Source organism: Dechloromonas sp. ZS-1, assembly GCF_039649255.1.
In the GTDB taxonomy this organism is placed as follows: domain Bacteria; phylum Pseudomonadota; class Gammaproteobacteria; order Burkholderiales; family Rhodocyclaceae; genus Azonexus.
Genome location: NZ_JBDIYD010000001.1, coordinates 311,376 through 336,873, shown reverse-complemented (window position 1 = coordinate 336,873; position 25,498 = coordinate 311,376). Strand labels below are relative to the sequence as shown.

Annotated in this window: 23 protein-coding genes; 13 read left to right on the top strand and 10 right to left on the bottom strand. The window is 62.9% G+C overall.

The window, feature by feature from the left end:
• The first annotated feature begins 16 nt into the window (after positions 1-16).
• Together AACO21_RS01650 and speD are read left to right on the top strand one after the other, a co-directional pair.
• Positions 17-964 carry a S1/P1 nuclease gene (locus AACO21_RS01650; protein WP_346190734.1) on the top strand — a complete coding sequence of 316 codons (948 nt, stop codon included), beginning with the start codon at positions 17-19 and terminating at the stop codon, positions 962-964.
• 9 nt (positions 965-973) lie between these two features.
• On the top strand, positions 974-1,354 hold the full coding sequence (gene speD / locus AACO21_RS01645; protein ID WP_346190733.1) for an adenosylmethionine decarboxylase: 381 nt from the start codon (positions 974-976) through the stop codon (positions 1,352-1,354).
• 17 nt (positions 1,355-1,371) lie between these two features.
• Here speD and fmt read toward each other — a convergent pair whose 3' ends face one another.
• Positions 1,372-2,292 carry a methionyl-tRNA formyltransferase gene (gene fmt, locus AACO21_RS01640; protein ID WP_346190732.1) on the bottom strand — a complete coding sequence of 307 codons (921 nt, stop codon included), beginning with the start codon at positions 2,290-2,292 and terminating at the stop codon, positions 1,372-1,374.
• The gene (def, locus tag AACO21_RS01635) at positions 2,289-2,792 is read right to left on the bottom strand and encodes a peptide deformylase (protein WP_346190731.1); all 504 of its coding nucleotides are present in this window, start codon (positions 2,790-2,792) and stop codon (positions 2,289-2,291) included. The genes fmt and def overlap by 4 nt, the downstream gene beginning before the upstream one ends.
• Positions 2,793-2,936: 144 nt before the next feature.
• Between def and AACO21_RS01630 the strand changes: the two genes are divergently transcribed.
• From AACO21_RS01630 to AACO21_RS01620, 3 genes are all read left to right on the top strand, one after another.
• The gene (locus AACO21_RS01630) at positions 2,937-3,968 is read left to right on the top strand and encodes a LysM domain-containing protein (RefSeq protein ID WP_346190730.1); all 1,032 of its coding nucleotides are present in this window, start codon (positions 2,937-2,939) and stop codon (positions 3,966-3,968) included.
• On the top strand, positions 3,965-5,053 hold the full coding sequence (gene dprA, locus AACO21_RS01625) for a DNA-processing protein DprA (RefSeq protein ID WP_346190729.1): 1,089 nt from the start codon (positions 3,965-3,967) through the stop codon (positions 5,051-5,053). Before AACO21_RS01630 ends, dprA begins: the two co-directional genes overlap by 4 nt.
• 80 nt (positions 5,054-5,133) lie before the next feature.
• A complete protein-coding gene (locus tag AACO21_RS01620; RefSeq protein WP_346190728.1) occupies positions 5,134-7,665 on the top strand; it encodes a DNA topoisomerase III in 2,532 nt (843 codons plus the stop codon).
• Between the two features lie 309 nt (positions 7,666-7,974).
• Here the strand turns inward: AACO21_RS01620 and AACO21_RS01615 are convergent, their stop codons facing one another.
• A complete protein-coding gene (locus tag AACO21_RS01615; RefSeq protein ID WP_346190727.1) occupies positions 7,975-8,889 on the bottom strand; it encodes a LysR substrate-binding domain-containing protein in 915 nt (304 codons plus the stop codon).
• Positions 8,886-9,593, bottom strand: coding sequence for a 16S rRNA pseudouridine(516) synthase (locus tag AACO21_RS01610; RefSeq protein ID WP_346190726.1), 708 nt, complete (start codon positions 9,591-9,593; stop codon positions 8,886-8,888). Before AACO21_RS01610 ends, AACO21_RS01615 begins: the two co-directional genes overlap by 4 nt.
• A gap of 23 nt (positions 9,594-9,616) precedes the next feature.
• Here AACO21_RS01610 and AACO21_RS01605 point away from each other — a divergent pair, with 23 nt between their 5' ends.
• Entirely contained in the window at positions 9,617-10,087 is a 471-nt protein-coding gene (locus AACO21_RS01605; RefSeq protein ID WP_346190725.1) for an SRPBCC family protein, read from the top strand.
• A gap of 30 nt (positions 10,088-10,117) precedes the next feature.
• Here AACO21_RS01605 and AACO21_RS01600 read toward each other — a convergent pair whose 3' ends face one another.
• Positions 10,118-11,011: a LysR substrate-binding domain-containing protein gene (locus AACO21_RS01600; RefSeq protein ID WP_346190724.1), complete on the bottom strand. Its 894-nt coding sequence runs from the start codon at positions 11,009-11,011 to the stop codon at positions 10,118-10,120.
• Between the two features lie 93 nt (positions 11,012-11,104).
• On the opposite strand from AACO21_RS01600, the gene AACO21_RS01595 reads away from it, so the two are divergent.
• Entirely contained in the window at positions 11,105-11,860 is a 756-nt protein-coding gene (locus AACO21_RS01595) for a sulfite exporter TauE/SafE family protein (protein ID WP_346190723.1), read from the top strand.
• Between the two features lie 95 nt (positions 11,861-11,955).
• Positions 11,956-12,297 carry a GlpM family protein gene (locus AACO21_RS01590; protein WP_346190722.1) on the top strand — a complete coding sequence of 114 codons (342 nt, stop codon included), beginning with the start codon at positions 11,956-11,958 and terminating at the stop codon, positions 12,295-12,297.
• A gap of 85 nt (positions 12,298-12,382) precedes the next feature.
• On the opposite strand, the gene AACO21_RS01585 is transcribed toward AACO21_RS01590, so the two are convergent.
• Positions 12,383-14,005, bottom strand: coding sequence for an ABC-F family ATPase (locus tag AACO21_RS01585; protein WP_346190721.1), 1,623 nt, complete (start codon positions 14,003-14,005; stop codon positions 12,383-12,385).
• Positions 14,006-14,151: 146 nt separating this feature from the next.
• On the opposite strand from AACO21_RS01585, the gene gshA reads away from it, so the two are divergent.
• From gshA to AACO21_RS01565, 4 genes are read left to right on the top strand one after another with little or no spacing between them, the layout of a single operon-like run.
• Positions 14,152-15,438, top strand: a complete 1,287-nt coding sequence (gene gshA / locus AACO21_RS01580) for a glutamate--cysteine ligase (RefSeq protein ID WP_346190720.1) — start codon at positions 14,152-14,154, stop codon at positions 15,436-15,438.
• Positions 15,439-15,443: 5 nt separating this feature from the next.
• Positions 15,444-16,463, top strand: coding sequence for a glutathione synthase (gshB, locus tag AACO21_RS01575; RefSeq protein WP_346190719.1), 1,020 nt, complete (start codon positions 15,444-15,446; stop codon positions 16,461-16,463).
• A complete protein-coding gene (locus AACO21_RS01570) occupies positions 16,448-17,488 on the top strand; it encodes an FAD:protein FMN transferase (RefSeq protein WP_346190718.1) in 1,041 nt (346 codons plus the stop codon). The genes gshB and AACO21_RS01570 overlap by 16 nt, the downstream gene beginning before the upstream one ends.
• On the top strand, positions 17,488-18,309 hold the full coding sequence (locus tag AACO21_RS01565) for a Sir2 family NAD-dependent protein deacetylase (RefSeq protein WP_346190717.1): 822 nt from the start codon (positions 17,488-17,490) through the stop codon (positions 18,307-18,309). Before AACO21_RS01570 ends, AACO21_RS01565 begins: the two co-directional genes overlap by 1 nt.
• A gap of 26 nt (positions 18,310-18,335) precedes the next feature.
• Here AACO21_RS01565 and dtd read toward each other — a convergent pair whose 3' ends face one another.
• Positions 18,336-18,788: a D-aminoacyl-tRNA deacylase gene (gene dtd, locus AACO21_RS01560; RefSeq protein WP_346190716.1), complete on the bottom strand. Its 453-nt coding sequence runs from the start codon at positions 18,786-18,788 to the stop codon at positions 18,336-18,338.
• Positions 18,789-18,803: 15 nt separating this feature from the next.
• Entirely contained in the window at positions 18,804-20,831 is a 2,028-nt protein-coding gene (locus AACO21_RS01555) for a Cache 3/Cache 2 fusion domain-containing protein (RefSeq protein ID WP_346190715.1), read from the bottom strand.
• Positions 20,832-21,067: 236 nt separating this feature from the next.
• Between AACO21_RS01555 and AACO21_RS01550 the strand changes: the two genes are divergently transcribed.
• Positions 21,068-22,291 (top strand): ABC transporter substrate-binding protein, encoded by a 1,224-nt coding sequence (locus tag AACO21_RS01550; protein ID WP_346190714.1) that lies wholly within the window; start codon positions 21,068-21,070, stop codon positions 22,289-22,291.
• A 124-nt stretch (positions 22,292-22,415) separates the two neighbouring features.
• Here the strand turns inward: AACO21_RS01550 and AACO21_RS01545 are convergent, their stop codons facing one another.
• Together AACO21_RS01545 and gyrB are read right to left on the bottom strand one after the other, a co-directional pair.
• Complete coding sequence (locus AACO21_RS01545; protein WP_346190713.1) at positions 22,416-22,862, bottom strand: YaiI/YqxD family protein; 447 nt, start codon at positions 22,860-22,862, stop codon at positions 22,416-22,418.
• Between the two features lie 108 nt (positions 22,863-22,970).
• On the bottom strand, positions 22,971-25,448 hold the full coding sequence (gene gyrB / locus AACO21_RS01540) for a DNA topoisomerase (ATP-hydrolyzing) subunit B (RefSeq protein WP_346190712.1): 2,478 nt from the start codon (positions 25,446-25,448) through the stop codon (positions 22,971-22,973).
• Between the last annotated feature and the right edge of the window lie 50 nt (positions 25,449-25,498).

Genomic DNA, 25,498 nt, shown 5'->3' with positions numbered 1-25,498 from the left:
GCGGCATAATGCGGCGATGCGCCTTTCTCTACGCCGCTTTCTCCACTTTCGCCGCTGTCTGACCACGCTGCTCGTACTGGGCCTCAGCCTGCCCGGCACCAGCATGGCCTGGAACGGCGCAGGCCATCGCCTGATTGCCGTGATGGCCTGGCAACACATGCAACCGGCCACGCGCGAGTGGGTCAGCAACCAGCTGGCCCGCCACCCGGATGTCGCACGCTGGCAGGAAAAAGGGCGCCAAAGTGGCCGCGAGAATGCTGCCGTCGATCTTTTTGCCGAAGCAGCCACCTGGCCGGATGACATCCGGCAGGACCCCCGCTTCCATGATGAAACCCGCGAGCGCGCGACACCACCTGTGCCCGGGCTACCCGAGACTGCCCGCCGCAAGCGCTGGCATTACGTCGATCTCGATGCGCAGGGTCGGGTTGTGGCGGGCGAACTCGATACGCGCATCCTCGATTTGACGGCCCGCCTGCGGTCGACCGCCGGAAACACCCCGGAATCCCTCATCCTGCCCTGGGCCCTGCCCTGGCTCGTGCATCTGGTCGGCGACGTGCATCAGCCCCTGCACGTGGGCAAGCACGGCGACGAGGGGGGAAATCTGTATGAAGTGGAATTCGACAATCGCCCACGCAAACCCTTTGGCAACCTCCACCAGTTCTGGGATGACCTGCCCGGACCCAGCGGCTTGCGCGGCCAGCGCCTGCATGAAAAAGCGGCCTGGCTGCTCGCGACCTATCCACGGCCTCGCCCTTCGGCGGCCGCCAGTTGGCGCGATGAGACCCATCAGCTGCTCGCACACGCCTACCCGACACGCCAAGGCAGTCTTTTGCCGTTGATCGACCCGGCCTTTACGGCCGCCAGCCGGCAATTGGCCGAACAGCAGCTGGTCAAGGCAGGCTGGCGCCTGGCGGCCCTGCTGGATCAGATCGTGCACGAGCGCGTTTCACGTGGAACACCTTAGAATATTGGCATGCACGGTCTCCACCTGATTGCCGACCTCCACGACTGCACCTGCCCTGCAGCGCATTTGCTTGACCGCGCGATGCTGGCGCACTTCTGCGCCGACGCCTGTCGCCGTCACGGACTGACGGTGGTCGGCGAACTGTTTCATGCCTTCACCTCGCCGGATGGCGAACCCGCCGGCGTCACCGGCACCGTGGTCCTCGCGGAGTCTCATCTGGCGGTGCATACCTGGCCCGAACTGCGCGCCGTGACCGTCGATCTCTATGTTTGCAACTACAGCGGCGATAACAGCACGGCAGCCCGCCGCCTGTTCGATACCGTCCTGGCCCATTTCGCCCCGGGCAGCGTAGACAAAAAAGAGGTGGCACGCGGCCACCTCCGTATCTGATTCAGCACACCCGTTGATCAGGCGAGGTCGAAGCGATCCCCAACCTTGAGCGGATGGCCGGCCAGAAATGACTGCACCGGCAAGCGCTTGCCCCCGGCCTTCTGCAATTCGCTGACCGCCAGCGCGCCATCACCGCAGGCCACGACGATCCGGTCACGGTCGACGCTCAAAATCGTGCCGATTTCACCCTGCCCGGCCACCGGTTTGGCGGCCCACAGCTTGACGGTCTGTCCGGCAAACCGCGCCTGCGCCCCCGGGAAGGGATTGAACGCGCGCAGGTGACGATCAAGTTCGGCAGCCGAACGCGACCAGTCAATCAGCGCCTCCGCCTTCTCGATCTTGTGGGCATACGTCACCCCCTCGGCCGGCTGGGAAACAGCCGGAAGCGGCAAGCGCGCCAAGGCATCCACGATCAGACGCGCACCGAGCGCCGCCAGCTTGTCATGCAGACTGGCCGTGGTGTCGTCTCCCTCAATCGGAAACGCATCCGAGAGCAGGACCGGGCCGGTATCCAGGCCGGCTTCCATCTGCATGATGCAGACACCGGTTTCCGCGTCGCCGGCCAGCAAGGCCCGCTGGATCGGTGCCGCCCCACGCCAGCGCGGCAGCAGGGAAGCATGGATGTTCAGGCACCCGAAGCGGGGCAGATCCAGCACCGCCTGCGGCAAAATCAAGCCATACGCCGCCACCACCATCACATCGGCCGCGAGGGCAGCCACCTTGGCGTGTGCCTCAGCATCCTTCAGGCTCAAAGGCTGGAACACCTCGATCCCGGCCGCCACGGCCCGCTGTTTCACCGGCGACGGCTGCAAAGCCATGCCACGCCCGGCCGGCCGGTCCGGCTGGGTCAACACCAGCGGTACCTCATGGCCTGCCGCAAGAATCGCATCCAGCGCCTGAGCGGCAAATTCCGGCGTCCCGGCGAAAATCACCTTCATGCCGTCACCCGAGCCTGCTTCGCCAGTTTGGTCTTGATGCGGCCCTGCTTCATTTGGGAGAGGTGGTCGACAAACACCTTGCCGTTCAGGTGATCCAGCTCATGCTGGATGCACACCGCCAGCAGGCCATCCGCCTTCAGCACCCGCTGCTGGCCATCGAGGTCCAGATAACGCACGGCCACCTGCTCGGCCCGCTCGACCTTGTCGTAGATGCCCGGGACGGACAAACAGCCTTCCTCGCCGATCGCCAGGCCATCCATCTCGGTGATTTCCGGGTTGATCAGCACCAGCAGATCATTCTTCTCTTCGGAGATATCGATGACCACCACACGCTGATGGACATCCACCTGGGTCGCCGCCAGGCCGATGCCGGGTGCCTCGTACATGGTCTCAGCCATGTCCGCCGCCAGCTTCTTGATGCCATTGTCAATTTTATTGACCGGGACCGCCACTTTTCTCAAGCGGGGGTCGGGAAAACGCAAAATGGGTAAAAGTGCCATGTTAAATCCGGTATGAAAGCTTGCCCGATCAGGCCATTACGTGCAGAATCCAAAGCAATTCTAGAGATATGGAACGCGTCGGGCCCGTTGTCATGAGACAACAACGACAGCCTTGCGTTCCAACCGGCACGTGAGGTTACGACTATGGTCCGCATTATATCCGCGCTCATCCTGGCCGTGACGGCCGCTTGCGCCAGCGCCGCCGAGCCCCTGCAGCTCGTCGACAATCCGCCGGACCGCCACATTGTCGTTCGCGGCGACACGCTCTGGGCCATCTCCGGCAAGTTCCTGCAACAACCCTGGCGCTGGCCGGAAGTCTGGCAGCTCAACAAGGACGAAATCAAGAACCCGCATCTGATCTATCCGGGCGACATCATCGTCCTCGACCGCTCGGGCGACACGCCACGACTGCGCATTGCCAAGCCGGTGGTCAGCCGTGATGAAAAACTGCAGCCCAAAGTGCACAGCCAGACCATCCGCGAGGCCCTGCCCAGCATTCCCCCCAATGTCATCGAGCCCTTCCTGTCCCGCCCGCTGGTCATTGAACCGGGCGAACACGATACGCTGCCGCGCATCATCGCCGCCCAGGAAGACCGCATGCTGATGGGTGCCGGCGATACCGCCTTTGTCACCAACATCCCTGATGCCACTGTTGAAAACTGGCAGATTTTCCGCCCCGGTAAGCCGCTCGTCGACCCGGAGACCAAACAGGTCATCGGTCATGAAGCCTACTTCCTCGGCAATGCCAAACTGATCCAGCCGGGTGCCCCCGCCGCGATCCGCCTGACCGTTGCCAAGGAAGAAATCGGACGCGGCGATCGCCTGCTGCCGGCGCCCCCCGCCAACATCATGGCCTACGCCCCGCACAAGCCGGAGCAGGCAATCGAAGCCAAGATCATGAGCATTTACGGTGGCCTGCGCGAAGGCGGCGCCGGGTCGGTCGTCAGCCTCAACCGCGGCAGCGACAATGGGCTGGAGGTCGGGCATGTGCTCGCCCTCTTCCGCAAGCGTGCTTCGATCTCCTTCGATGAAAACGTGCGTCGGGTCGAGACCCCGGTACCGGAAGAACGTTATGCCCTGGCCTTCGTCTTCCGCGTCTTTGACCGGGTGGCCTACGCCCTCGTGCTCGAATCCTCCAAGTCGGTCATTATCGGCGACGCTGTCCGCAACCCGTGAGCCACGATGCCGGGCTGGCCGCCTGGCTGCGGCTGACCCTGATCCCCGGCCTGGGCGGCGAATCGCAGCGCAAGCTGCTTGCCGCCTTTGGCCTGCCGGAGGCCATTTTCGAGGCTGATCCGGCAGCCTGTCGCAACCTCATCGGCAAACGCGCCGAACTGCTCACTACAGCCCCACCCACCGCGGCCATCGATGCCGCCCTGCGCTGGGCGGATTTGCCCGACCACCACATCCTGACGCTGGCGGATGCGGCGTATCCACAGGCCTTGCTGGAAATTCCGGACCCGCCCACCGTAGTCTATGCCAGAGGACGTCTGGACACACTCAATGTCCCCACATTGGGCATTGTCGGCAGCCGCAACGCCACCCCGATGGGCGAACGCACCGCCGAGCACTTTGCGCAGGCCCTCGCAGGCCAGGGTTGGTGCATCGCCAGCGGCCTGGCCCTGGGCATCGATGCCGCGGCACACCGGGGCGCACTGGCCGCAGCGGGCATGACCGTCGCGGTCATCGGCACCGGCATCGATCGCCTCTACCCGGCCAGAAACCGCGAGCTGGCCCTGCGCATCGCCGAAGAAGGCACCCTCCTCTCCGAATTCCCCTTGGGCACCCCGGTCCAGGCAGCCAACTTTCCCCGCCGCAACCGCATCATTGCCGGCCTGTCACGGGGGGTACTCGTGGTGGAAGCGGCGCCGGAGAGTGGCTCGCTGATCACCGCACGCCTGGCTGCGGACCAAGGGCGCGAGGTCTTTGCCATCCCCGGCTCCATCCATTCGCCGGTCGCCCGCGGCTGCCACCAGTTGATCAAGCAAGGCGCCAAACTGGTTGAAACGGCGGAAGACATTCTGGAAGAGCTGGCGGCTGATCCCCGACGGTCAACCCTACCCGAGGCCGGTAATTCCGGCGCGCCGCCCCTCGACGAGGGCCCCATCCTGACAGCGCTGGCCCACGGCCCGTTGCTGCTTGATGAGCTGGCCCAGTTGACCGGTCTTGGGGCAGATGAACTGCTGACAAACCTGCTGGATCTTGAACTCGCGGGACACGTCGCCCCCCTGCCCGGCAACCGCTACCAGCGCCTCGATTGAAGCCCGCCCTATAAGTAGACAGCTTGCCAAGCCGCGCAAGCCGCACTTATCATGCCCCGGCACCTCAACAGGCAAGACCCATGACCAAAAAGCTGATCATTGCTGAAAAACCCTCTGTCGCCGCCGACATCGCGAAGGCGCTGGGCGGGTTCACCAAGCACGACGATTATTTCGAAAGCGACGATTACGTCCTCTCGTCCGCCATCGGCCATCTGCTGGAACTGGCCTGCCCGGAAGAATTCGAGGTCAAGCGTGGCAAGTGGTCCTTTGCACACCTCCCGGTGATTCCGCCGCACTTTGCGCTGAAGCCGATCGAGAAGACCGAATCCCGCCTCAAGCTGCTCACCAAGCTGATCAAGCGCAAGGATGTCGAGGGCCTGATCAACGGCTGTGACGCGGGACGTGAAGGTGAATTGATCTTCAACTACATCGCCCAGAGCACCGCCACCAAAAAGCCGGTGCAGCGCCTCTGGCTGCAATCGATGACGCCGCAAGCGATCCGCGATGGCTTTGCCCATCTGCGTGCCGGTCACGAGATGCAGGGCCTGGCCGATGCCGCCGTCTGCCGTTCCGAATCCGACTGGCTGGTCGGCATCAACGGCACGCGCGCCATGACCGCCTTCAACTCGAAGACCGGTGGTTTCCACCTGACCACCGTCGGTCGCGTACAGACGCCGACGCTGGCCATCGTGGTCGAGCGCGAACGCAAGATCCGCGACTTCAAGGCCCGCAGCTACTGGGAAGTCGAAGCAAATTTCGCCGCCCGCGCCGGGGAATACGCCGGTAAGTGGTTCGACGAAAATTTCAAGAAGGACGATGACGAGCACGCCCGTGCCGACCGCCTCTGGGAAGAAAAGCGGGCCGAGGCCATCCGTGCCGCGACCAGCGGCAAGCCGGGGGTCGTGACCGAAGAGGCCAAGCCGGAAACCCGCCTGTCGCCCCTGCTCTTCGACCTGACCAGTCTGCAGCGCGAAGCCAACTCACGCTTCGGTTTCTCGGCCAAGACCACGCTCGGCCTGGCCCAGGCCCTGTATGAAAAGCACAAGGTCCTGACCTATCCGCGTACCGATTCCCGCTGCCTGCCCGAAGACTATCTGGCCACCGTCAAGCAGACGATGACCATGCTCACCGGCGAAGGCGCCGGCAAAGGCAGCGACGAAGTCCTGCTCGCCCGCTACGCCCCGTTCGCGCACCAGATCATTGCCCGCAACTGGGTCATGCCCAACAAGCGGATCTTCAACAACGCCAAGGTCAGCGATCACTTCGCGATCATTCCGACCACTCAGGCACCGAAGAACCTGAACGAGGCCGAGCAGAAACTCTACGACTTCGTCGTCAAGCGCTTCCTCTCCGTCTTCTTCCCGGCGGCCGAATACCTCGTGACCACACGCATCACCCGCGTTGAAGGCCATCCCTTCAAGACCGAAGGCAAGGTGCTGGTCAATCCGGGCTGGCTGGCCGTGCATGGCAAGGAAGGCCAGAGCGGCGACGAAGGCAATCTGGTTGCGGTCGACAAGGACGAAAAGGTCAAAACCGACGCGGTTACCGTCAAGGCCAACGAAACCAAGCCGCCCCCGCGCTACAGCGAAGCCACCCTGCTCTCCGCCATGGAAGGCGCCGGCAAGATGGTCGATGACGAAGAGCTCAAGGCGGCCATGGCCGGCCGAGGCCTCGGCACGCCAGCCACACGCGCCCAGATCATCGAAAACCTGATCGGCGAGCAGTACATGCTGCGCGAAGGTCGCGAACTGATCCCGACCGCCAAGGCCTTCTCGCTGATGACCCTGCTCACCGGCCTGGGCGTCAATGAACTGACCCAGCCCGAACTCACCGGCGATTGGGAATGGAAGCTCGGCCGCATTGAAAAGGGTGACTTCACCCGCGAAGAATTCATGCGCGAAATCGCCGAAATGACCCGCCACATGGTCGAACGTGCCAAGAGCTACGAAGCCGACACCATTCCGGGCGACTTTGGTGTGCTGGAAGCCCCCTGCCCCAAATGCGGCGGCCAGATCCGCGAGACCTACAAGAAATTCCAGTGCGGCGCCTGCGACTACGCGTTGTGGAAAATCGTCGCCGGCCGACAGTACGAACCAGCCGAAATCGAGGCCTTGCTCACCGAAGGCCAGGTCGGTCCGCTGACCGGTTTCCGCAACAAGATGGGCCGCAGCTTTGCCGCCGCCATCAAGCTCAACGCCGATCATCTGCCGGAGTTCGATTTCGGACAGGACAAAGCGGATGACGCGGATGCCGAACCGGTCGACTTTTCCGCCCAGACTGCCCTCGGCAAATGTCCGAAGTGCGCCTCAGGCGTGTTTGACCACGGCACCACCTATGTCTGCGAGAAATCGGTCGGACCGGGTAAATCCTGCGATTTCCGCTCGGGCAAGATCATCCTGCAACAACCGATCGAGCCTGCCCAGATGCAAAAGCTGCTGGCCGAAGGCAAGACCGAGTTGCTGAAGGAATTCGTCTCCAACCGTACGCGCCGGAAGTTCTCGGCCTATCTGGTGCTGGACAAGGGCAAGGTCGGCTTCGAATTCGAGAAGAAGGCCCCCGCTGCAAAGAAAACAGCAGCGAAAAAGAAAGCCGAACCGGAAGCCGCTGAATAAGCGACTGCCCCAAAACAAGAAAGCCGGGAAATTCCCGGCTTTCTTTTTAGTGGTAAGCGGACTTGGAAGCCAGCTTGGCGGCCATCAGGCAGGCCAGACCGATGATCAGGCCAGCAAAGACCAGACCCAGGGAGGACAGTTCGTCCATGGTCAACTCCGGATAATTTATAGTTGGTTGGAGCGCCTTCGACCATCTTCCGGGAAAAAGTTCCCGACAATCTCGCCGCCCGAATCGCAGCGAGATTCAATCCATTTCAATGACATACAGCGCATCCTGCCGGATACGCTGTTTCACGTGAAACTACCGGCTCAGCGGCGGGAGGCCGCACCTGGCAAATCGCAGGACAACAGCGCAGCACGCACCGCATCGATCGCCTGCGGACGCGGGAAGGTCACGCGCCAGACCAGACCGACTGTCCGCAGCGGGGAGGTCCCGGCAAAGGGCAGCACCTTCACCATCGGCTCACGCTCGGTCAGCGGATCGGCCGCCGTACTCGGCATCACGGCCACGCCGGCACCGCTCGCCACCATGTAGCGAATGGTCTCCAGCGAACTGCCTTCGAGCGAATTATCCAGCGCATCCGGTGCCGTCAGGCGTGGACAGGACTCCAGTACCTGATCGCGGAAACAGTTGCCCTGACCGAGCAGGAGCAGATTCTGTCCATCGAGTTCGTCGGCCGGCACCGCATCGCGGCTGGCCCAGGGATGCGCGGCCGGCACCACGACGCGGAAAGGCTCGTCATAGGCCGGCTGGGCGACCAGACCCGGCTCGCTGAATGGCAGGGCGATCACGATGACATCGAGTTCGCCGGCCTTGAGCGCGGGAATCAGGTTGCCGGTGAAGTCTTCCTTAAGGAACAGCGGCATGTTCGGCGCGGCGCGGTTGAGGGCCGGGATGAATTGCGGCAGCAGATAGGGCGCAATGGTGTAGATGATGCCGACGCGCAGCTGGCCGCTCATCGGATCCCCCACGCTGGATGCAATTTCCTCCAGCTTCACCGCCTCATCCAGAACCCGGCGCGCCTGCGCAACGATGCGCTCGCCAAGCGCCGTAATGCGCACATCGCTCACTGTCCGCTCGAACAACGGTGCACCGAGTTGCCCTTCGACTTTCTTGAGGGCCACGGAAAGCGTCGGCTGGCTGACATGACAGGATTCCGCCGCCTTGCCGAAATGACGCTCGCGGGCGAGCGCCACGATGTAGCGCATTTCGGTCAGGGTCATGCGGAGTTCACCAGCTGTTCGAGTTCGGCGGCGGTCAACCAGCGCCATTGGCCCGGTTTCAGGTCCGCCGGCACGCTGAGGCTGCCAATCGACTCGCGATGCAGCGCTTCGACGCGGTTACCGACTGCGGCCACCATGCGCTTCACCTGATGATACTTGCCCTCGGTCAGGGTCAGCCGGATCAGGCATTCATCGGCAATCTCGGCGGCGGCGGCGGCAATCGGCTCGGGCTCGTCGTTCAGGAGCACCCCGGCAAGCAGTTGATCGATCTGCGCCTGATCGACCGGATGCTTGGTCGTGGCGAGATAGACCTTGGGCACTTTACGCTTGCCGGAAGACAGGATGTGGTTGAGTTGGCCGTCGTCGGTGATCAGCAGGAGGCCGGTCGTGTCCTCGTCCAGGCGTCCGATCGGCTGCACGCCCCGCTCACGCAGCTGCGGCGGAATCAGTTCGAGCACGCCCAGGTGGTGCTGGGGCTTGCGCGAGCATTCATAGCCGGCCGGCTTGTTGAGCATCAGCGTGGCCTGCTCCAAATAAGGCCAATCCACACCGTCGACCGTCAGGACCAGGCCATCGGTGTCGATGTCGGCAAACGGGTCATCACACATCTCGCCATTGACCGCGACGCGCTCATGGCGAACCAATGCCCGGCAGCCTTTACGCGTGCCGAAGCCATGTTTCTGGAGAATACGTTCGAGTTGCATGGGCGGGATGCTAACATCGGCCCATGAATTTCGAACACCTCATCCAGATCAACGACCTCAGCAATCCGCTGGTTGAAACCCTGAGCCGCGACCAACTCTGGGCGGGCCTGTGCCATCGCATCGAAGACGCTACGCCCTTCCTGCCGGGCCTGGAGCGTTGCACCATCGTCGAACGTCACGCCGATCACCTGCTGCGCCGCCTTGATTTCGGCGCAGCCGTGATTCATGACCGCGTCACCCAGGCGGAACAACAGTGGGTCTGCTTTGAAGTGCTGCCGAGCGAACACCACGCCGGCGGCAGCCTGACCATCACCATCGAGGAACCGGAACCCGAGGTCCTCTTCCTGCGCTTTGCCTACACGACGACCTTTGCGGCGGCAGCCAATCCGGAAGAACAGGCGTACATCGAGTACATCAAGTCGGCCTACCAGCAGTCGGACCTCGACTGTGTCCGTGTCATCCGCACCCTGGCGGCTGAAGGCACGCTGCAATAAAACCGCCGACGGTCGACGGCTAAAACAAGGCTATTTTGTCCCGACCTCACTGAGCAGCACCTCGACAAAACGCCGGGCCAGCGGCGTGGCGGCTGCGGGCAGCACCACGGCCCGTTCGGCCATGGCGTCCGGATCGGTCAGCGGGCAACGGACGCAGGATGGCGCAGCCATCTCCGCCAGGCCCGCAGGCACAATGGCAATGCCCAATCCCGCTGCCACAAGGTCCAGCATGGCCGTCTTGCGGGAAATCACCGGCGCCAGCCTCGGCACGAAGCCGCGCTGCGCACACAGTTCGCTGACCCGCCGCGCCAAGCCACCGCGCTCGCGATGCACGGCTGACACAAAAGGCTCCTGGGCCAGCGCGGCCAGCGTCGTCCCCGCTTCCGCCGCGAGCCAATGCCCGGATGGCGCAATCACGTACAGCGCTTCCGCGGCCAGGGGAAAGACCTGCAGACTCGGCGCCCGCCGCAAGACGGGTAGCCTGATCAGGCCCAGATCGGCCTGCCCCGCCTCCAGGGCCGCCAGTTGCTGTTCCGAGGACAGGCGGTCCAGGTCGATGCGTAGTCGGGGTATCGCGGCCAACATGTGCTGCAGGGTCGGCAGAAAGGCCGGCACTGGGATCGAGCTCGAGTGCAGGAGGCGCAGCACCCCGCCCGCGCCCAGCGCCACATCCCGCCCCGCCTCGGCGGCGGCGTCGAGCTGATCGAGAATCGCCAACATGCGGGTTCGATAGAGCGCACCGCCCGGCGTCAGACGCACACCTCTCGGCAAGCGCTCGAACAGGGGAAAACCCAGCTCGGACTCCAATTGGGCAATCTGCCGGCTCAGCGCGGGCTGGGCGATGAACAAGGCATCAGCCGCCGGAGTAAAGCCCCCCAACTCGGCTACTTTCAGGAAATAACGAATCTGGCGCAGGCTTGACATACCTTTTATGTATGGCTGTGAGTCTTATTTGGCATTTTATGTATTGATCAGAATAAAGAACACTTCTTTCATCCTGACAAGCGGATGCATCCCATGCCCGACCTTTTGATTCACTTCGATCAACCCGAACACTTTGCCCTGGCGATCGCCGCCCTGATCTTCGCCTACACGGCATTTTCGCTGGTTGGCTTCGGCACGGCCCTGATTGCTTCGGGCCCCCTGGCCATGCTCATGCCGGTCGCCCGCGTCATTTCCCTGCTTGCCCTGCTGGATTGCATCGGCGCCAGCCAACGCGGCTGGCGGGCCTGCCACGCCATTGCCCTCCCCGAGTTGAAACGACTCCTTCCCGGCATGCTGCTCGGCCAAATACTGGGTGTCACCCTGCTCACGCATTTGCCTGCTGCCTGGATGGCCCTGCTGCTGGGCGGCTTCATCCTGAGCCAGGGGATCAAGGGGCTCCGCCAGCCCGCCGCACCGCAACCGGCGCCCAGCGCCATCCGCAATGCGCTGGTTGGCGGGGTGCTGGGCGGACTCTTTGGCAGTGGGGGCTTCATGTATGCAGCCTATCTCGAGCGTGCGCTGGCTGACCGCGATGCCTTCCGAGCCACCCAGGCCGTGCTGATTGCCCTCTCGACCGCCTGGCGCCTGCTTCTCTGCCTGCTGGCCGGCAGCCTCGACACGAGCGTTGCCCTGGCCGCCTTGTGCCTGCTCCCGACGCTGTTCATCGGCCAATGGCTGGGCCAGCATCTCGATCTGCGCCTGACGCGCCCCCAACTCACCCAGGTCCTCAACGCCTTGCTGCTACTTGCCGGGATCAGCTTGATCTGGCGTCACGTGGCCTGGTTTTGAACGCGCCGCCGCCCGGCCCGGGTAAAACGGCGAACCCTGCACCTCGGCAAAGGGCGTAGAGTGCGCCCCTTGTCGTCTTTCTTCCGCCGTTGTTCATGATGCTCTTCGCGAAAAGCCTGCTGGGTGCGCTGGCCGTGCTGGTCATTGCCGTGCTCGCGCGTAGCCGACACTTCTACATTGCCGGCCTGGTACCGCTGTTTCCAACCTTCGCCCTCATTGCGCACGCTCTGGTCGGCCAGGAACGCGGTGCGGCCGCACTCCGCGAAACGGCGCTATTCGGGCTGTTTGCCCTGCTGCCCTATGCGGCCTATCTGGTCGCCGTCTATCTGCTTGCCCCGCGCCTCAGCCTTTTTCAGACCCTGTTGGCGGCCACCCTGATCTGGCTGTTGGCAGCGGCACTCTTGCTGTTCGGCTGGCAACGCCTGCACGGGACGTAAAAAAGCCGAAGGACATGCCTTCGGCTTTCTGACGGTCAACGCCCTGTTGCGGGCGAAAACCGGGGGTGCGACGGGGGGTGCGGGATTACTCGACGCCCTGGGACGCCAGGTAATCTTCGTAGCCGCCCAGGTAATCGACGATGCTGCCGTCGCCGCGTACTTCCAGCACGCGGGTGGCGAGCGAGGAGACGAATTCGCGGTCGTGCGAGACAAAGATCAGGGTGCCCGGGAATTTCTCCAGGCCGCTGTTCAGGGCTTCGATCGATTCCATGTCCAGGTGGTTGGTCGGTTCGTCCATGACCAGCACGTTCGGCTTCTGCAGCATCAGCTTGCCGAACAGCATGCGGCCCTGTTCGCCCCCGGAAATCACATTGACCGGTTTCTTCTGTTCGTCGCCGGAGAAGAGCAGGCGGCCCAGCGTGCCGCGCACCAGGGTTTCCAGATCGCCGCCTTCTTCGACGGAGGCGCGGGCATAACCGATGATCCAGTCGGTCAGGCATTCGGTCCCGGCAAACTCGGCACTGTGATCCTGCGCGTAGTAACCCAGCTTGGCTTTTTCGGCCCACTTCAGAGTGCCGAACTGCGGTTGCAGCTCACCCATCAGCAGCTTCAGGAAGGTCGTCTTACCGACGCCGTTTTCACCGATCACGGCAATGCGCTCGCCGCCGTTGATGGTCAGGGTCAGGTTGTTGAAGATCTTGCGCTCGCTGCCTTCGTAGGCGAAGGAGAGGTTTTCGATCTCGACGGCCTGACGGTGCAGCTTCTGCTTGTCGTCATGCTCGAAGCGGATCCACGGGTACTGACGGGACGACGGCTTCACGTCTTCCGGCTTCAGCTTGTCGATCAGCTTCAGACGGCTGGTCGCCTGCTTGGCCTTGGAGGCGTTGGCCGAGAAGCGGCGGACGAAGGTCTGCAGTTCGGCGATGCGTTCCTTGGCCTTGGCATTGGCCTGCGACTGGCGCTCACGGGCCTGCTGCGCGGCTTCCATGAAGTCGTCGTAGTTGCCGGCGTAAGTGGTGATCTTGCCGTAGTCCAGGTCGGCCATGTGGGTGCAGACCTGGTTCAGGAAGTGACGGTCGTGCGAGATGATGATCATCGTGGAATCACGATTGTTCAGCACGTCTTCCAGCCAGCGGATGGTGTTGATGTCGAGGTTGTTGGTCGGTTCGTCGAGGAGCAGGATGTCCGGATTGGCGAACAGGGCCTGGCAGAGCAGCACGCGCAGCTTCCAGCCGGGGGCGACTTCGCTCATCGGGCCGTTGTGCTGCGAGGTCGGGATGCCGACGCCGAGCAGCAGTTCGCCGGCACGCGCTTCAGCGGTGTAGCCGTCGTATTCGCCGACCTTGCCTTCCAGTTCGGCGGCGCGCATGTAATCGTCTTCGGTCGCTTCCGGGTTGGCGTAGATCGCATCGCGTTCCTGGATCGCGGCCCACAGTTCCTCGTGGCCCATCATCACCACGTCGAGCACGCGCTGGTCTTCATAGGCGAACTGATCCTGGCGCAGGTAGGCCATGCGCTCATGCACATCCTTCGAGACATTGCCGGCAGACGCTTCCAGCGCCCCGCACAGAATCTTCATGAAGGTGGACTTGCCGGCGCCGTTGGCGCCGATCAGGCCGTAACGATAGCCTTCGCCGAACTTGACGTTGACGTTTTCAAACAGGGGCTTGGCCCCGAACTGCATGGTGATGTTGGCGGCGACGAGCACGACGTTTCCGATATCAAAGCAAAGGGCGGAATTTTACCTGTTTTCAAAGGGTTGACCGCATCCAATCCGAACATCACCTCCCCGAGGCTGCCCCCGGGGTGTAAGATTTGCGCCCACAACAACACCCCCGAGCGAAACGAGACAGCATGGTTCCTCACCTGACGACCGCCCTGACCGGCCCCCTCCTCGACCTTGAACGCGCTTTTCTGGAAAACAGCGCCAAGATCGAGCACTGGCTGCGCGGACAGTGGCTGGAACACACGCCGCCCTTCTATTCCTCCTGCGATCTGCGCAATGCCGGCTTCAAGCTGGCCCCGGTCGACACCAACCTCTTTCCGGGCGGTTTCAACAACCTGAATCCGGCCTTCCTGCCGCTCTGCGTTCAGGCGGCCATGAGCGCCATCGAAAAATTCTGCCCGGAAGCGCGCAGCCTGCTGCTGATTCCGGAAAACCACACGCGCAACGCCTTCTACCTGCAAAACGTCGCGCAGATTGCCGCCATCCTCAAACAGACCGGCCTCAATGTCCGCATTGGCTCGCTGATCCCGGACCTCACCGGCCCGACGCCGGTCGACCTCCCGAATGGCCAGCAATTGCTGCTCGAACCGCTGGTCCGCAACGGCAATCGCCTGGGTGTCGCCGGTTTCGAACCCTGCGCCATCCTGCTCAACAACGACCTCTCGGCCGGTATTCCCGCCATCCTGCAAGGCCTGGAAGAACAGTTCGTCCTGCCGCCGGTGCATGCCGGCTGGGCGGTGCGCCGCAAGTCCAACCACTTTGCCGCTTACGACGAAGTCGCCAATGCCTTCGCCCAGGAAATCGGCATTGATCCGTGGCGCATCAACCCGGCCTTCTCGGTCTGCCGCTCGATCAACTTCCATGAGCGTCAGGGCGAGGAATGCCTGGCGGCCAACGTCGCTGCCGTGCTCGACATCGTGCGCGAGAAATACAAGGAATACGGCATCGACGAAACGCCGTACGTGGTGGTCAAGGCTGACGCCGGCACCTATGGCATGGGCGTGATGACCGTGCGCGATGCCGACGAGGTGATTGCCTTGAACCGCAAGCAGCGCAACAAGATGAGCGTCGTCAAGGAAGGCCTGGAAGTCTCCGAGGTGCTGATCCAGGAAGGCGTGCATTCCTTCGAAACCGTCAATGACGCGGTCGCCGAGCCGGTCATCTACATGATTGACCGCTACGTGGTCGGCGGCTTCTATCGCGTGCATACCGGGCGCGGCAAGGACGAAAACCTGAACGCACCGGGCATGCACTTCGAGCCGCTCGCCTTCGAAACCGGCTGCAACCTGCCGGATTACCGCTGCGGCAACCCGGATTCGCCGCCCAACCGCTTCTACGCCTATGGCGTGGTCGGTCGCCTGGCCTGCCTCGCAGCGGCACTCGAACTGGAACGAACTGCGCCGGACGCCGTCTGAGACGCATGGCGCAACAACTCCACTTCGAAAAACACCTGCTCGGCGGCAGCGACCGCTCCCTGAAACTGGCTTTCGTGCTCGATCCGCTGGACAGCCTGAAAGCCTGGAAGGACTCCTCGGTCGCCATGATGCGGGCGGCCGAGCGCCACGGTCACGAGGTCTATGCCATCGAGGCGCACAGCCTCGGCTGGCGGACACCCGATACGAACGGCCATGGCGGGGTTTTTGCCGAAGTCATTCACCTTCACCCGCGCCCCGACGACCACGACTGGTACCGCGAAACCGGCCGCGCCTGGCGTGCCCTGCGCGAGTTCGACGCGGTGATCATGCGCAAGGACCCGCCCTTCGATGCCGAATTCCTCGCGGCCACCTGGCTGCTCGAGCGGGCCGAAGCCGAGGGCGTGAAGGTCTTCAACCGCCCGCGCGCCCTGCGCGAACACTCGGAAAAGCTCTCGATCGCCGAATTTCCGCAATTCACGCCGCCCACGCTGGTCAGCCGGCATCCGGCGCAGTTGCAGCACTTCATCGATGAAGAACGCGACGTCATCGTCAAACCGCTCGATGGCATGGGCGGCACCGGCATCTTCCGCGTCCATCGCAACGACCCGAACCGCAATGTGATTCTGGAAACGCTGACCGCCAACGGCCAGCGCACGATCATGGCGCAACGCTTCCTGCCCGCCATCAGCCAGGGCGACAAGCGCATCCTGCTGATCGGCGGCAAGCCGGTCCCGTGGTGCCTGGCGCGCATTCCCAAGGCCGGTGAAACGCGCGGCAATCTCGCCGTCGGCGGCACCGGCGTCGCGCAGGAACTCTCCGCCCGTGACCACGAAATCGCCGCCACCCTCGGCCCGCTGCTTCTGAAGCGTGGGCTGATCCTGGTCGGTCTCGACGTGATCGGCGACCACCTTACCGAAATCAACGTCACCAGCCCGACCTGCATGGTCGAAATCCGTCAGCAAACCGGGTTCGATGCAGCCGGCGCCTTCATCACGGTCATCGAACACGCATGCGGTCTTGCCTGAAACTGCTTGCGCTCCTGCTCACCGCGCTATGCCTCTGCGCCTGCAGCAAAACCCCAATCCAGGAACAACAGGCCTTTGTCTTCGGCACCCGGGTTGAAGTCCTCGTCGTCAGCGAGCAGCCGGATGCGGCGCGCCACGCCATTGCCGCCGTGCTGCAGGAATTCGACCGCCTGCACCGGGCCTACCACGCCTGGCAACCCTCCGAACTGAGCGCCCTGAATCAGGCCCTGGCCGAGGGTCGACCGTCGGATATCACGCCAGAACTCGCCGATTTCATCCGCGAAGCCCAGGCGCTCTCGGCCCAGGGTGACCACCTCTTCGATCCGGGCATCGGCGAATTGATCCGCCTCTGGGGCTTCCAGGCCGACGAGTTCCAGGCCCGCCTGCCCGACCCGGCGGCCCTCGCCGCCTGGCGCAAGGCCGCGCCCTCGGTGGCTGACCTCAAACTCGATGGCACCCGCGCCAGCAGCCGCAACCGTCACCTTGCCCTCGATTTCGGCGGCTACCTGAAAGGCGTCGCGCTCGACCGTGCGGCCGCCATCCTGCGCGCCCAAGGCATCCAGAACGCGCTGATCAATATTGGCGGCAATGTGATGGCGCTGGGCACCAAGGAAGGCCGCAAATGGCGGGTCGGCATCCAGCATCCGCGCCAGCCCGGCCCGATGGCCACCGTGCAGCTTGAAGACGGCGAAGCCATCGGCACTTCCGGCGATTACCAGCGTTTCTTCGAACTCGACGGCCGGCGCTACAGCCACCTGATCGATCCGCGCACGGCCACGCCGGTCGACCACACCCAGGCCGTCACCGTGCTCATTCCGGCCGGCCCCAAGGCCGGGACCTTGTCCGACGCCACCTCCAAACCGATTTTCGTGGCCGGGCCGCAAGCCTGGCGCGACATGGCACGACGCATGGAAATCGGCCTCGTTTTGCGGGTCGACCGTCAGGGCGAGATTCAGGTCACCCAAGCCTTGAAACAACGTCTGGAACTGATCGGCGAGCCGCCGCCGATCACGGTGCTGCCGTGATGCAGGCGATGCTCAGCACGGCGGCGCGCTGGCTGGCGGAGGCCGATGGCCTGCTCATCACGGCCGGTGCCGGCATGGGCATCGACTCCGGACTGCCCGATTTTCGCGGGCCGGGTGGTTTCTGGGCAGCCTATCCCGCCCTGCGCGGCGCGCGCCTCGATTTCACCGAGATCGCCAATCCCGCCGCTTTCGAACGCGATCCAACGCTGGCCTGGGGCTTCTATGGCCATCGTCTGGACCTCTACCGGCAGACCCCGCCGCATGCCGGCTTTCACCTGCTGCGCGATCTCGCCCAAGGCCTGCCCAAAGGTGCTTTCGTGTTCACCAGCAATGTCGATGGCCAGTTCCAGAAAGCCGGCTTCCCGACAGAACGGGTCTGCGAAATCCATGGTTCCATCCATCACCTGCAATGTCTGAGCGACTGCAAGGGCCGCATCTGGTCGGCCGACGGCTTTGTACCGCAGGTCGATACCGCCCAATGTCGCCTGCGCAATGCCCTGCCGCACTGCCCGGATTGCGGGGGTCTGGCGCGGCCCAATATCCTGATGTTTGGCGACTGGGGCTGGGTCGAGCGGCGCACGGCGCAACAACAACAGGCCCTGGCAGAATGGTTGCCGACGGTCGACCGTCTGGTCTGCATCGAAATCGGTGCCGGGACGCAAATCCCGACCGTCAGGCGTTTTTCCGAACGCTGCGGCGGCCGTCTGATCCGCCTCAATCCGAACGAACCCGATTTGCCCGCCGGGATCGAGGGCGTCGCCCTGCCGCTCGGCGGCCTGGCCGGCCTGATGGCGCTGGCCGGGGCACTGAGTCCGCCCTGACCCTGCCCTCAAGCAGGGGCCGGCACTTATTCCGGGTTTTTGGAGTCGATGGCCAGGGTGACCGGCCCATCGTTGATCAGGGCAACCTGCATGTCGGCTCCAAAGACACCGGTCGGCACCGGTTTGCCGAGTTCCGCCGAGAGCAGTTCGACAAAGCGTGCAAACAGCGGCCCGGACACCTCGCCCCGCGCCGCCCGCCCCCAGGACGGGCGATTGCCTTTCTTGACCGAGGCAAAGAGCGTGAATTGGGAGACGGCGAGAATCTCGCCGCCGACGTCCTGCACGCTCCGGTTCATGACCCCGTTTTCATCGGAAAACACGCGCATGCGCACCAGCTTGCCCGCCATCCAGGCCAGATCGGTCTCGCTGTCCTCGGCTTCGATACCCACCAGCAGCATCAAGCCTTGCCCGATTTTGCCGGTGATCTGACCGTCGACCGTGACCGAGGCTTCACGCACCCGCTGGGCAATCACGCGCATGCTGTTGTCTCCCGGTTAGAGGCGGAAGCGGGCCGTCTCGGCCTGCAAGGTATCCGCCGCCGCCACCAGATCGTTGGCGCGGTCCTGATTGGTGTGCGCGGCCTGACCGGTCTGGTCGGCCATGGCGGCCACCTGCCCGATTTCATGCGCGATGTTCTCGGCGGCCGTCGATTGCTCGCGGGTCACGCCGGCAATGTTGCGGATCGCATCGCCCAGCTCCGTCGAGCGGGTGGACACTTCACCCAGCGCCTTGGCCAGATGACGCGAGGCATCGACGGAGTGACTGACCCGGGTCACCGCCTGGTGAATGGTGTCATTGACCGACCCGACACCGGCCTGAACCTGCGACAGGATGGCCGAAATGTCCTGGGCCGATTTGCCCGACTGCTCAGCCAGCTTGCGCACCTCGTCCGCGACCACGGCAAAACCACGCCCGGCTTCACCGGCACGGGCCGCTTCGATGGCCGCATTGAGCGCGAGCAGATTGGTCTGATCGGCAATGCCCTTGATCGAGCTGAGTGCCTGTTCGATTTCCTGCGAGCGCCGCCCCAGATCGCTCACCTGTTCGGCAGAACGACGCACGGCTGAGGCGGTTTCTTCCATCGCGTCGATGGCTTCGGCGACGGTCGACTGGCTTTCATCGACCACTTTGCGCGCTTCTTCGGTCTGGCCCAGGGCATGACGGGCACTGTCGGCGACCTGCTGGATGCCCACGGTCAGCTGCTCGGCAGAAGAGGCCATCGAGGTCGCGGCCTCGCTCTGGCGTGCCGTTGCGTGCTGCAGGTTGCCGGAGGCATCGGAGAGCGCCCCTGCCGTATCGTGCAGGGTACCGCCCGTGCGCTTGAGGTTGCCAATCAGGGTCCGGATCGAGGCAATGGCCTGGCCCAGGGAGTGCGAGAGCACATCGACCTCGTTACGGCTGTTCGGATTGCCTTTCAATTCGATGCTCAGATCGCCCGCACCGAGGCGATTGCTGGCCAGGACCAGCGCACCGACCGGCTTCAGGCGGTTCTGGGTCAGCCAGGCCAATGCCAGGAGAAGCAGGACACCGAGCACCAGCGACACCGCGATCACCTTGTTGCGCAGGGTCAGCGTGTCTTCGGTGAATTCATCGGTCCAGCTGCCCGAGGCCACCAGCCAGTGCAATTCCGGCAACTCGCGGACGACGACGATCTTGTCGCGCTCCTTGCCTTCACCATCGATCCATTTGTATTCGAAGGTGCCGTTACGCAGCTTGAACATGGTGTCGGTAATCGCCTTGACCCGCTCACCGGCTTCGGAAACCCGCTTACCTTCGAGTTTCGGGTGAACGACGAAGACCCCTTCGGTCTGATCGCCATACGGCTCGGAAATCGCGTATGGATAACCCGTCTTGCCGACCTTGGTTTCCAGCAGCTTTTTCTTCAGCAAAGCGATGTTGTTGCTGACATCCAGCCGCAGGGTAATCGCCCCGACCACCTGGCCTTGGCCATCCTTGATCGGCTTGACGGCGATGGCAAACATCTTGCCGCTGCGCTGGATCGTGCCGGTGTAGGACTCGCCCTTTGCGATAGCGGGGATGTAAGCCTCCTTCTCGGAGAGCGCTTCGCCAGTACGGGATTGGCCCTCCTTGTCCTTCAGCAAGGTGGCCGCACGGTAAAATCGGTCGCCACTGCGGACAATGAAGGACGGCTCACGCCCCGGATAGGTCTTGGCATACTGCTCCAGCAAGGCCAGATTGCCATTCAAGGTCGTGCCATTCAGCACGAGTTCGGGCAGGTTTTCCTTGCCGGTCTGTACCGTGCGGCCACTCAGGTGAATCTTGCCGAGCAAGCCACTCTCGAAGGCGTTGAGATTGCTCAAAGCACGCTCTTTGAGCGATTCCTGCGCAAACTCGAGGGTGCTGACAATCAGCGATGTCTGCTCGTTGAGCGATGCTTCAGTCTGCTTCAGTGCGATCTGCCTGGCGAGATAGGCCACGACAAGGCTTTGCGCCCCGATCATGATCGCCACGGCAATGGCAGCCACCATCAGAATCTGACGGGAAAGCGGGAAATTCTTCATTGTTATAACTCCCTGAAAGCCCGGTCATCAGGAGGTTTCCGGGCACTGTCTCCTTGAAAGATTGATAAATATCATATTCGATCAGGATTTAGAACACGCCATACCGTTTTCTGACAATTTACATCGCATGCAGTGCGTACCGAGCATGGCTTGGAAGAACAGGGTATTCCCCGGCTGGCATGATCGTCTCAAATTGCTATCGTGATCGACATCGTCCTTTGAACGAGCCTTGTCCGATGCGCCGTCCCCTCTCCCCTGCCCGCCTCCCCCTCGCCATCCTGTGTGCCGTTCTCGTGAGCCCGGCCCAGAGTGCAGACAGCATCCGGATCGGGGTCATTGCCCCGCTCAGCAGCCCGGCCTCGGTCGACATGGGCAAAAGCATCGTCGGTGGCGCCCGTGTTTTCGTGCAGGACATCAATGCCACCGGCGGTGTGCTCGGGCGCACGGTCGAACTCGTGATCCGCGATGACCAGGCCAATCCCGATACCGGCGCGAGTGCTGCCCGCGAGTTGGTCGAGAAGGAAAAAGTGGCGGCTGTCGTCGGCATCGCCAATACCGGGGTCGTCATGCAGGCCGCCAAGGTGATGCAGGGCGCGCGGATTCCGCTGATCATTTCGGCCTCGACCGGCGCGGTGATCGGTCGCAGCTTCATGCCGCCGGCCATCGCAGACAGCTACGTTTTCCGCACCTCGGCCAGCGATGAACTGCAGGCCGCCGCCCTCCTCGACGAAGCCGTCAAACGGCGCCAGTTCAACCGGATTGCCCTGCTGCATGACGACAGCCCCTACGGCGTCTCGGGCCGGGAGAGCATTCAGAAAGCGTTTTCAAAATACGCGCTGGAGCCTGTGCTGATCGGCAGCTTCAAGGTTGGCGGCAACGATCACGAAGCACTGCTCGGCAAGTTGAAGACCAGCGGTGCACAGGCCGTGATCCTCTACGGCCTGGCCACCGATGCGGGCGAAATCGTCAAACGCATGGACAAACAGGGTATCCGGATGGCCATCATCGGTCCCTGGCCCCTGACGCAGCAGAGTTTTCTCAATACGGCAGGCAAGAGCGCCGATGGGGTGCGTGCCGTTGCCACCTTTGTCGAAAACGAGCTCAGCTCAAGCAAGGGCCAGTTCGCCCTCAGTTATCGCCGCCTGAACGACACCGCCACCATTCCCTCTGCGGTGGCTGCCGCACAAACCTACGATGCGCTGCGCCTGCTTTCCCTGGCCATGACCCAGGCTGCCTCCACCGACGGGCCCAAGGTCCGCGATGCACTGGAAAATCTGAAATACCCGACCACCTCGACCGTCACGGCCCGCTACGCCCGTCCCTTCACCCCGCAGGATCACGAAGCGATTTCACAGGAGATGGTGGTCATGACCGAAATCCGCCATGGCAAGCTGGAGTACGCATACAAGGAAGATGCCGCCAACGCCACCCTGCTCCGGACGAAAACCGGCGGGCGCTGAGATTTGCCTGTCACAAGGCATGACCGGATAAGGTCGTCGATACGGGCTGCCCCCGCACCCATAAAACCTGCAAGCCGACGGTCAACACCGTTTCACCGGCCCAATTCAGGATGGCACGCCGTATTCAGCAGCACTTGGCCAGCAAGCGATCCAGCTGATTGGCAAAGGCTTGCCTGTCCGCCGCCGACATCGCCGCCGGCCCGCCCGTCTCCACCCCGCTATTGCGCAGGGTTTCCATGAAATTGCGCATGCTCAGGCGTTCCTGAATGTTGCCTGCATCGAGCAGCTCACCACGGGGATCGATCACCCACGCCCCTTTGGCGATCACCGCCGCCGCCAAAGGAATATCCGCCGTCACCACAATGTCACCCGCCACAGCCGACTGGGCAATACGCTGATCCGCCACATCAAACCCGGACGGCACCTGCACCGCCTTGATCCACGGCGAGGGCGGCACGCGCAGCATCTGGTTGGCCACCAGCGTCAGCGGTCGCTCAACGCGGTTTGCCGCCCGATACAGAATTTCCTTGATGGCCACGGGACAAGCGTCGGCATCGACCCAGATGTGCATGATTCAGCTTTCCGAAGCAATGAAAGCCACCCGCAGGATGGCTTTCATGCTGTAGCGGTGGCTGAATGAAAAAACACATCCAGCCCCTTGAAATGACCTGAAAACCCGTCAGATATCGATCCGCGCGTTCAGGGCGTTGGTTTCGATGAAGGCACGGCGGGGTTCGACGTCTTCGCCCATCAGGGTGGTGAAGATTTCGTCGGCCGCGATGGCATCGTCGATCTGGACGCGCAACAGGCGACGGACATTCGGGTCCATCGTGGTTTCCCAGAGCTGTTCCGGGTTCATTTCGCCCAGCCCTTTGTAGCGCTGCTTGCTGATACCGCGCTCGACTTCGTTGAGCAGCCACTTCATCGCATCGCCAAAGTTGGTGATGGCGAATTTTTTCTCGCCGCGGGCAATGACAGCCCCCGCACCAAAGAGATCACCGAGGGTTTCAGCCATCCGCTTGATCTGGAGGTAATCGCCCGAGAGGAGCAGATCCTCGTCGATCAGGCCAACCTTGAGGTTGCCGTGGTGCATGCGCTCGACGCGCAGGGTCCAGCGTTCCTGAATGTCGTCAAACTTGGCGATGACCTGCGTTCCCCGGGCCATGAACTGGCCGAGGCGTTCTGCACTGGCACGGGCGGTCGACTCGCTGCCGAGGTCGATTTCCAGGTTGTGGCGGACGATGGACTGGAGCACATCCGGATTGATCAGATGCGCCAGGCGTTCGATCACGGCTTCCGTGGCCAGCCAGTTGCGGGCCAAGTTTTCCAGCGCCGGGCCGGTGATGCCGTCCGCACCGGTACGCGGCGTCAGAACCGCCTCATCCAGGGCCATGTTGAGCAGGAACTGGTTGTATTCCTGGTCGTCCTTCAGGTAGCGCTCGGTCTTGCCGTGCTTGACCTTGTAGAGCGGCGGCTGGGCGATATAGATGTAACCGCGTTCGACCAGCTCTGGCATCTGACGGTAGAGCAGCGTCAGCAGCAGCGTGCGGATGTGCGCGCCGTCGACGTCCGCGTCAGTCATGATGATGATGCGGTGGTAACGCAGCTTCTCGACGTTGAAATCGTCCTTGCCGATCCCGGTACCGAGTGCCGTGATCAGGGTCACGATCTGCTCGGACGAAATCAGCTTGTCGAAGCGGGCCTTCTCGACGTTCAGCACCTTGCCGCGCAGCGGCAGAATGGCCTGGAACTTCCGGTCGCGACCCTGCTTGGCGGAGCCGCCTGCGGAGTCACCCTCAACGATGTAGATTTCGCAGAGCGCCGGATCTTTTTCCTGGCAATCCGCCAGCTTGCCGGGCAGGCCAACGCCGTCCAGCACGCCTTTGCGGCGCGTCATTTCACGCGCACGGCGGGCGGCTTCGCGGGCACGCGAGGCTTCGACGATCTTGCCGCAGATGGTCTTGGCGTCGATCGGGTTTTCCAGCAGGAAGTCAGCCAGCTTCTGGGCCACCACTTCTTCGACCGCCGGACGGGCTTCCGAGGAAACCAGCTTCATCTTGGTCTGCGAGGCAAACTTCGGATCGGGCATCTTCACCGACAGCACACAGGCCAGACCTTCACGCATGTCATCGCCGGAAATGTCGACCTTGGCCTTCTTGGCAATATCGTTTTCCTCGATGTACTTGTTCATCACGCGGGTCATGGCCGCGCGCAGACCGGTCAGGTGCGTACCGCCGTCCGACTGCGGAATGTTGTTGGTGAAGCAGAGCACCTGTTCCTGATAGGAATCGTTCCACTGCATCGCCACTTCAACGCCGATGGTGACCCCATCACCGCCCACCTTGGCTTCACCGGCCGAGTAGAAAATCTTCGGGTGCAGGACCGACTTGGTGCGGTTGATGTACTCGACAAAGCTCTGCACACCACCGGCAAAGGCGAACAGTTCTTCCTTGCCGGAACGCTGATCGACCAGCTTGATGCTGACGCCGTTGTTCAGGAAGGAGAGTTCGCGCAGACGCTTGGCGAGGATTTCGTAGTGGAATTCGACGTGGCCGAAAATTTCCTCGTCGGCCAGGAAGTGCACTTCGGTCCCGCGCTTTTCGGTATCGCCGAGAATTTTGAGCGGGGAGATTTCAAAGCCATCGCGGGTCTCGATCACGCGGTCAACCGGCACCCCACGGCAAAATTCCATGAAGTGCTTTTTGCCGTCGCGACGGATGGTCAGGCGCAGGAACTTGGACAGTGCGTTCACGCAGGAAACGCCCACACCGTGCAAACCGCCGGACACCTTGTAGGAGTTCTGGTTGAACTTGCCCCCGGCGTGCAGCTCGGTCAGTGCGATTTCAGCGGCAGAACGCTTCGGCTCGTGCTTGTCGTCCATTTTGACGCCGGTCGGAATACCCCGGCCGTTGTCGAGCACCGAAATCGAATTGTCGGTGTGAATGGTGACGATGATGTCGTCGCAATGACCTGCCAAGGCTTCGTCGATGGAGTTATCGACCACCTCGAAGACCAGGTGATGCAGGCCAGTACCATCGGAGGTATCACCGATGTACATACCCGGGCGCTTGCGCACCGCTTCCAGGCCCTCGAGGATCTGGATGCTGGACTCACCGTAAGCCGGCGCGGCAGTTTGCGGGACGTTCTCTTCACTCATTATTTTGGTTCCACGTGAAACGATGAAGGCCCATCCGGCGGATGGGCCTT

What these genes read in the sequence shown, in the direction of transcription:
- AACO21_RS01650 (WP_346190734.1), top strand. Translation starts at nt 17, where the DNA reads ATGCGCCTTTCTCTACGCCGCTTTCTCCACTTTCGCCGCTGTCTGACC.
- speD (WP_346190733.1), top strand. Translation starts at nt 974, where the DNA reads ATGCACGGTCTCCACCTGATTGCCGACCTCCACGACTGCACCTGCCCT.
- fmt (WP_346190732.1), bottom strand. Translation starts at nt 2,292, where the DNA reads ATGAAGGTGATTTTCGCCGGGACGCCGGAATTTGCCGCTCAGGCGCTG.
- def (WP_346190731.1), bottom strand. Translation starts at nt 2,792, where the DNA reads ATGGCACTTTTACCCATTTTGCGTTTTCCCGACCCCCGCTTGAGAAAA.
- AACO21_RS01630 (WP_346190730.1), top strand. Translation starts at nt 2,937, where the DNA reads ATGGTCCGCATTATATCCGCGCTCATCCTGGCCGTGACGGCCGCTTGC.
- AACO21_RS01620 (WP_346190728.1), top strand. Translation starts at nt 5,134, where the DNA reads ATGACCAAAAAGCTGATCATTGCTGAAAAACCCTCTGTCGCCGCCGAC.
- AACO21_RS01615 (WP_346190727.1), bottom strand. Translation starts at nt 8,889, where the DNA reads ATGACCCTGACCGAAATGCGCTACATCGTGGCGCTCGCCCGCGAGCGT.
- AACO21_RS01610 (WP_346190726.1), bottom strand. Translation starts at nt 9,593, where the DNA reads ATGCAACTCGAACGTATTCTCCAGAAACATGGCTTCGGCACGCGTAAA.
- AACO21_RS01605 (WP_346190725.1), top strand. Translation starts at nt 9,617, where the DNA reads ATGAATTTCGAACACCTCATCCAGATCAACGACCTCAGCAATCCGCTG.
- AACO21_RS01600 (WP_346190724.1), bottom strand. Translation starts at nt 11,011, where the DNA reads ATGTCAAGCCTGCGCCAGATTCGTTATTTCCTGAAAGTAGCCGAGTTG.
- AACO21_RS01595 (WP_346190723.1), top strand. Translation starts at nt 11,105, where the DNA reads ATGCCCGACCTTTTGATTCACTTCGATCAACCCGAACACTTTGCCCTG.
- AACO21_RS01590 (WP_346190722.1), top strand. Translation starts at nt 11,956, where the DNA reads ATGATGCTCTTCGCGAAAAGCCTGCTGGGTGCGCTGGCCGTGCTGGTC.
- gshA (WP_346190720.1), top strand. Translation starts at nt 14,152, where the DNA reads ATGGTTCCTCACCTGACGACCGCCCTGACCGGCCCCCTCCTCGACCTT.
- gshB (WP_346190719.1), top strand. Translation starts at nt 15,444, where the DNA reads ATGGCGCAACAACTCCACTTCGAAAAACACCTGCTCGGCGGCAGCGAC.
- AACO21_RS01570 (WP_346190718.1), top strand. Translation starts at nt 16,448, where the DNA reads ATGCGGTCTTGCCTGAAACTGCTTGCGCTCCTGCTCACCGCGCTATGC.
- AACO21_RS01565 (WP_346190717.1), top strand. Translation starts at nt 17,488, where the DNA reads ATGCAGGCGATGCTCAGCACGGCGGCGCGCTGGCTGGCGGAGGCCGAT.
- dtd (WP_346190716.1), bottom strand. Translation starts at nt 18,788, where the DNA reads ATGCGCGTGATTGCCCAGCGGGTGCGTGAAGCCTCGGTCACGGTCGAC.
- AACO21_RS01555 (WP_346190715.1), bottom strand. Translation starts at nt 20,831, where the DNA reads ATGAAGAATTTCCCGCTTTCCCGTCAGATTCTGATGGTGGCTGCCATT.
- AACO21_RS01550 (WP_346190714.1), top strand. Translation starts at nt 21,068, where the DNA reads ATGCGCCGTCCCCTCTCCCCTGCCCGCCTCCCCCTCGCCATCCTGTGT.
- AACO21_RS01545 (WP_346190713.1), bottom strand. Translation starts at nt 22,862, where the DNA reads ATGCACATCTGGGTCGATGCCGACGCTTGTCCCGTGGCCATCAAGGAA.
- gyrB (WP_346190712.1), bottom strand. Translation starts at nt 25,448, where the DNA reads ATGAGTGAAGAGAACGTCCCGCAAACTGCCGCGCCGGCTTACGGTGAG.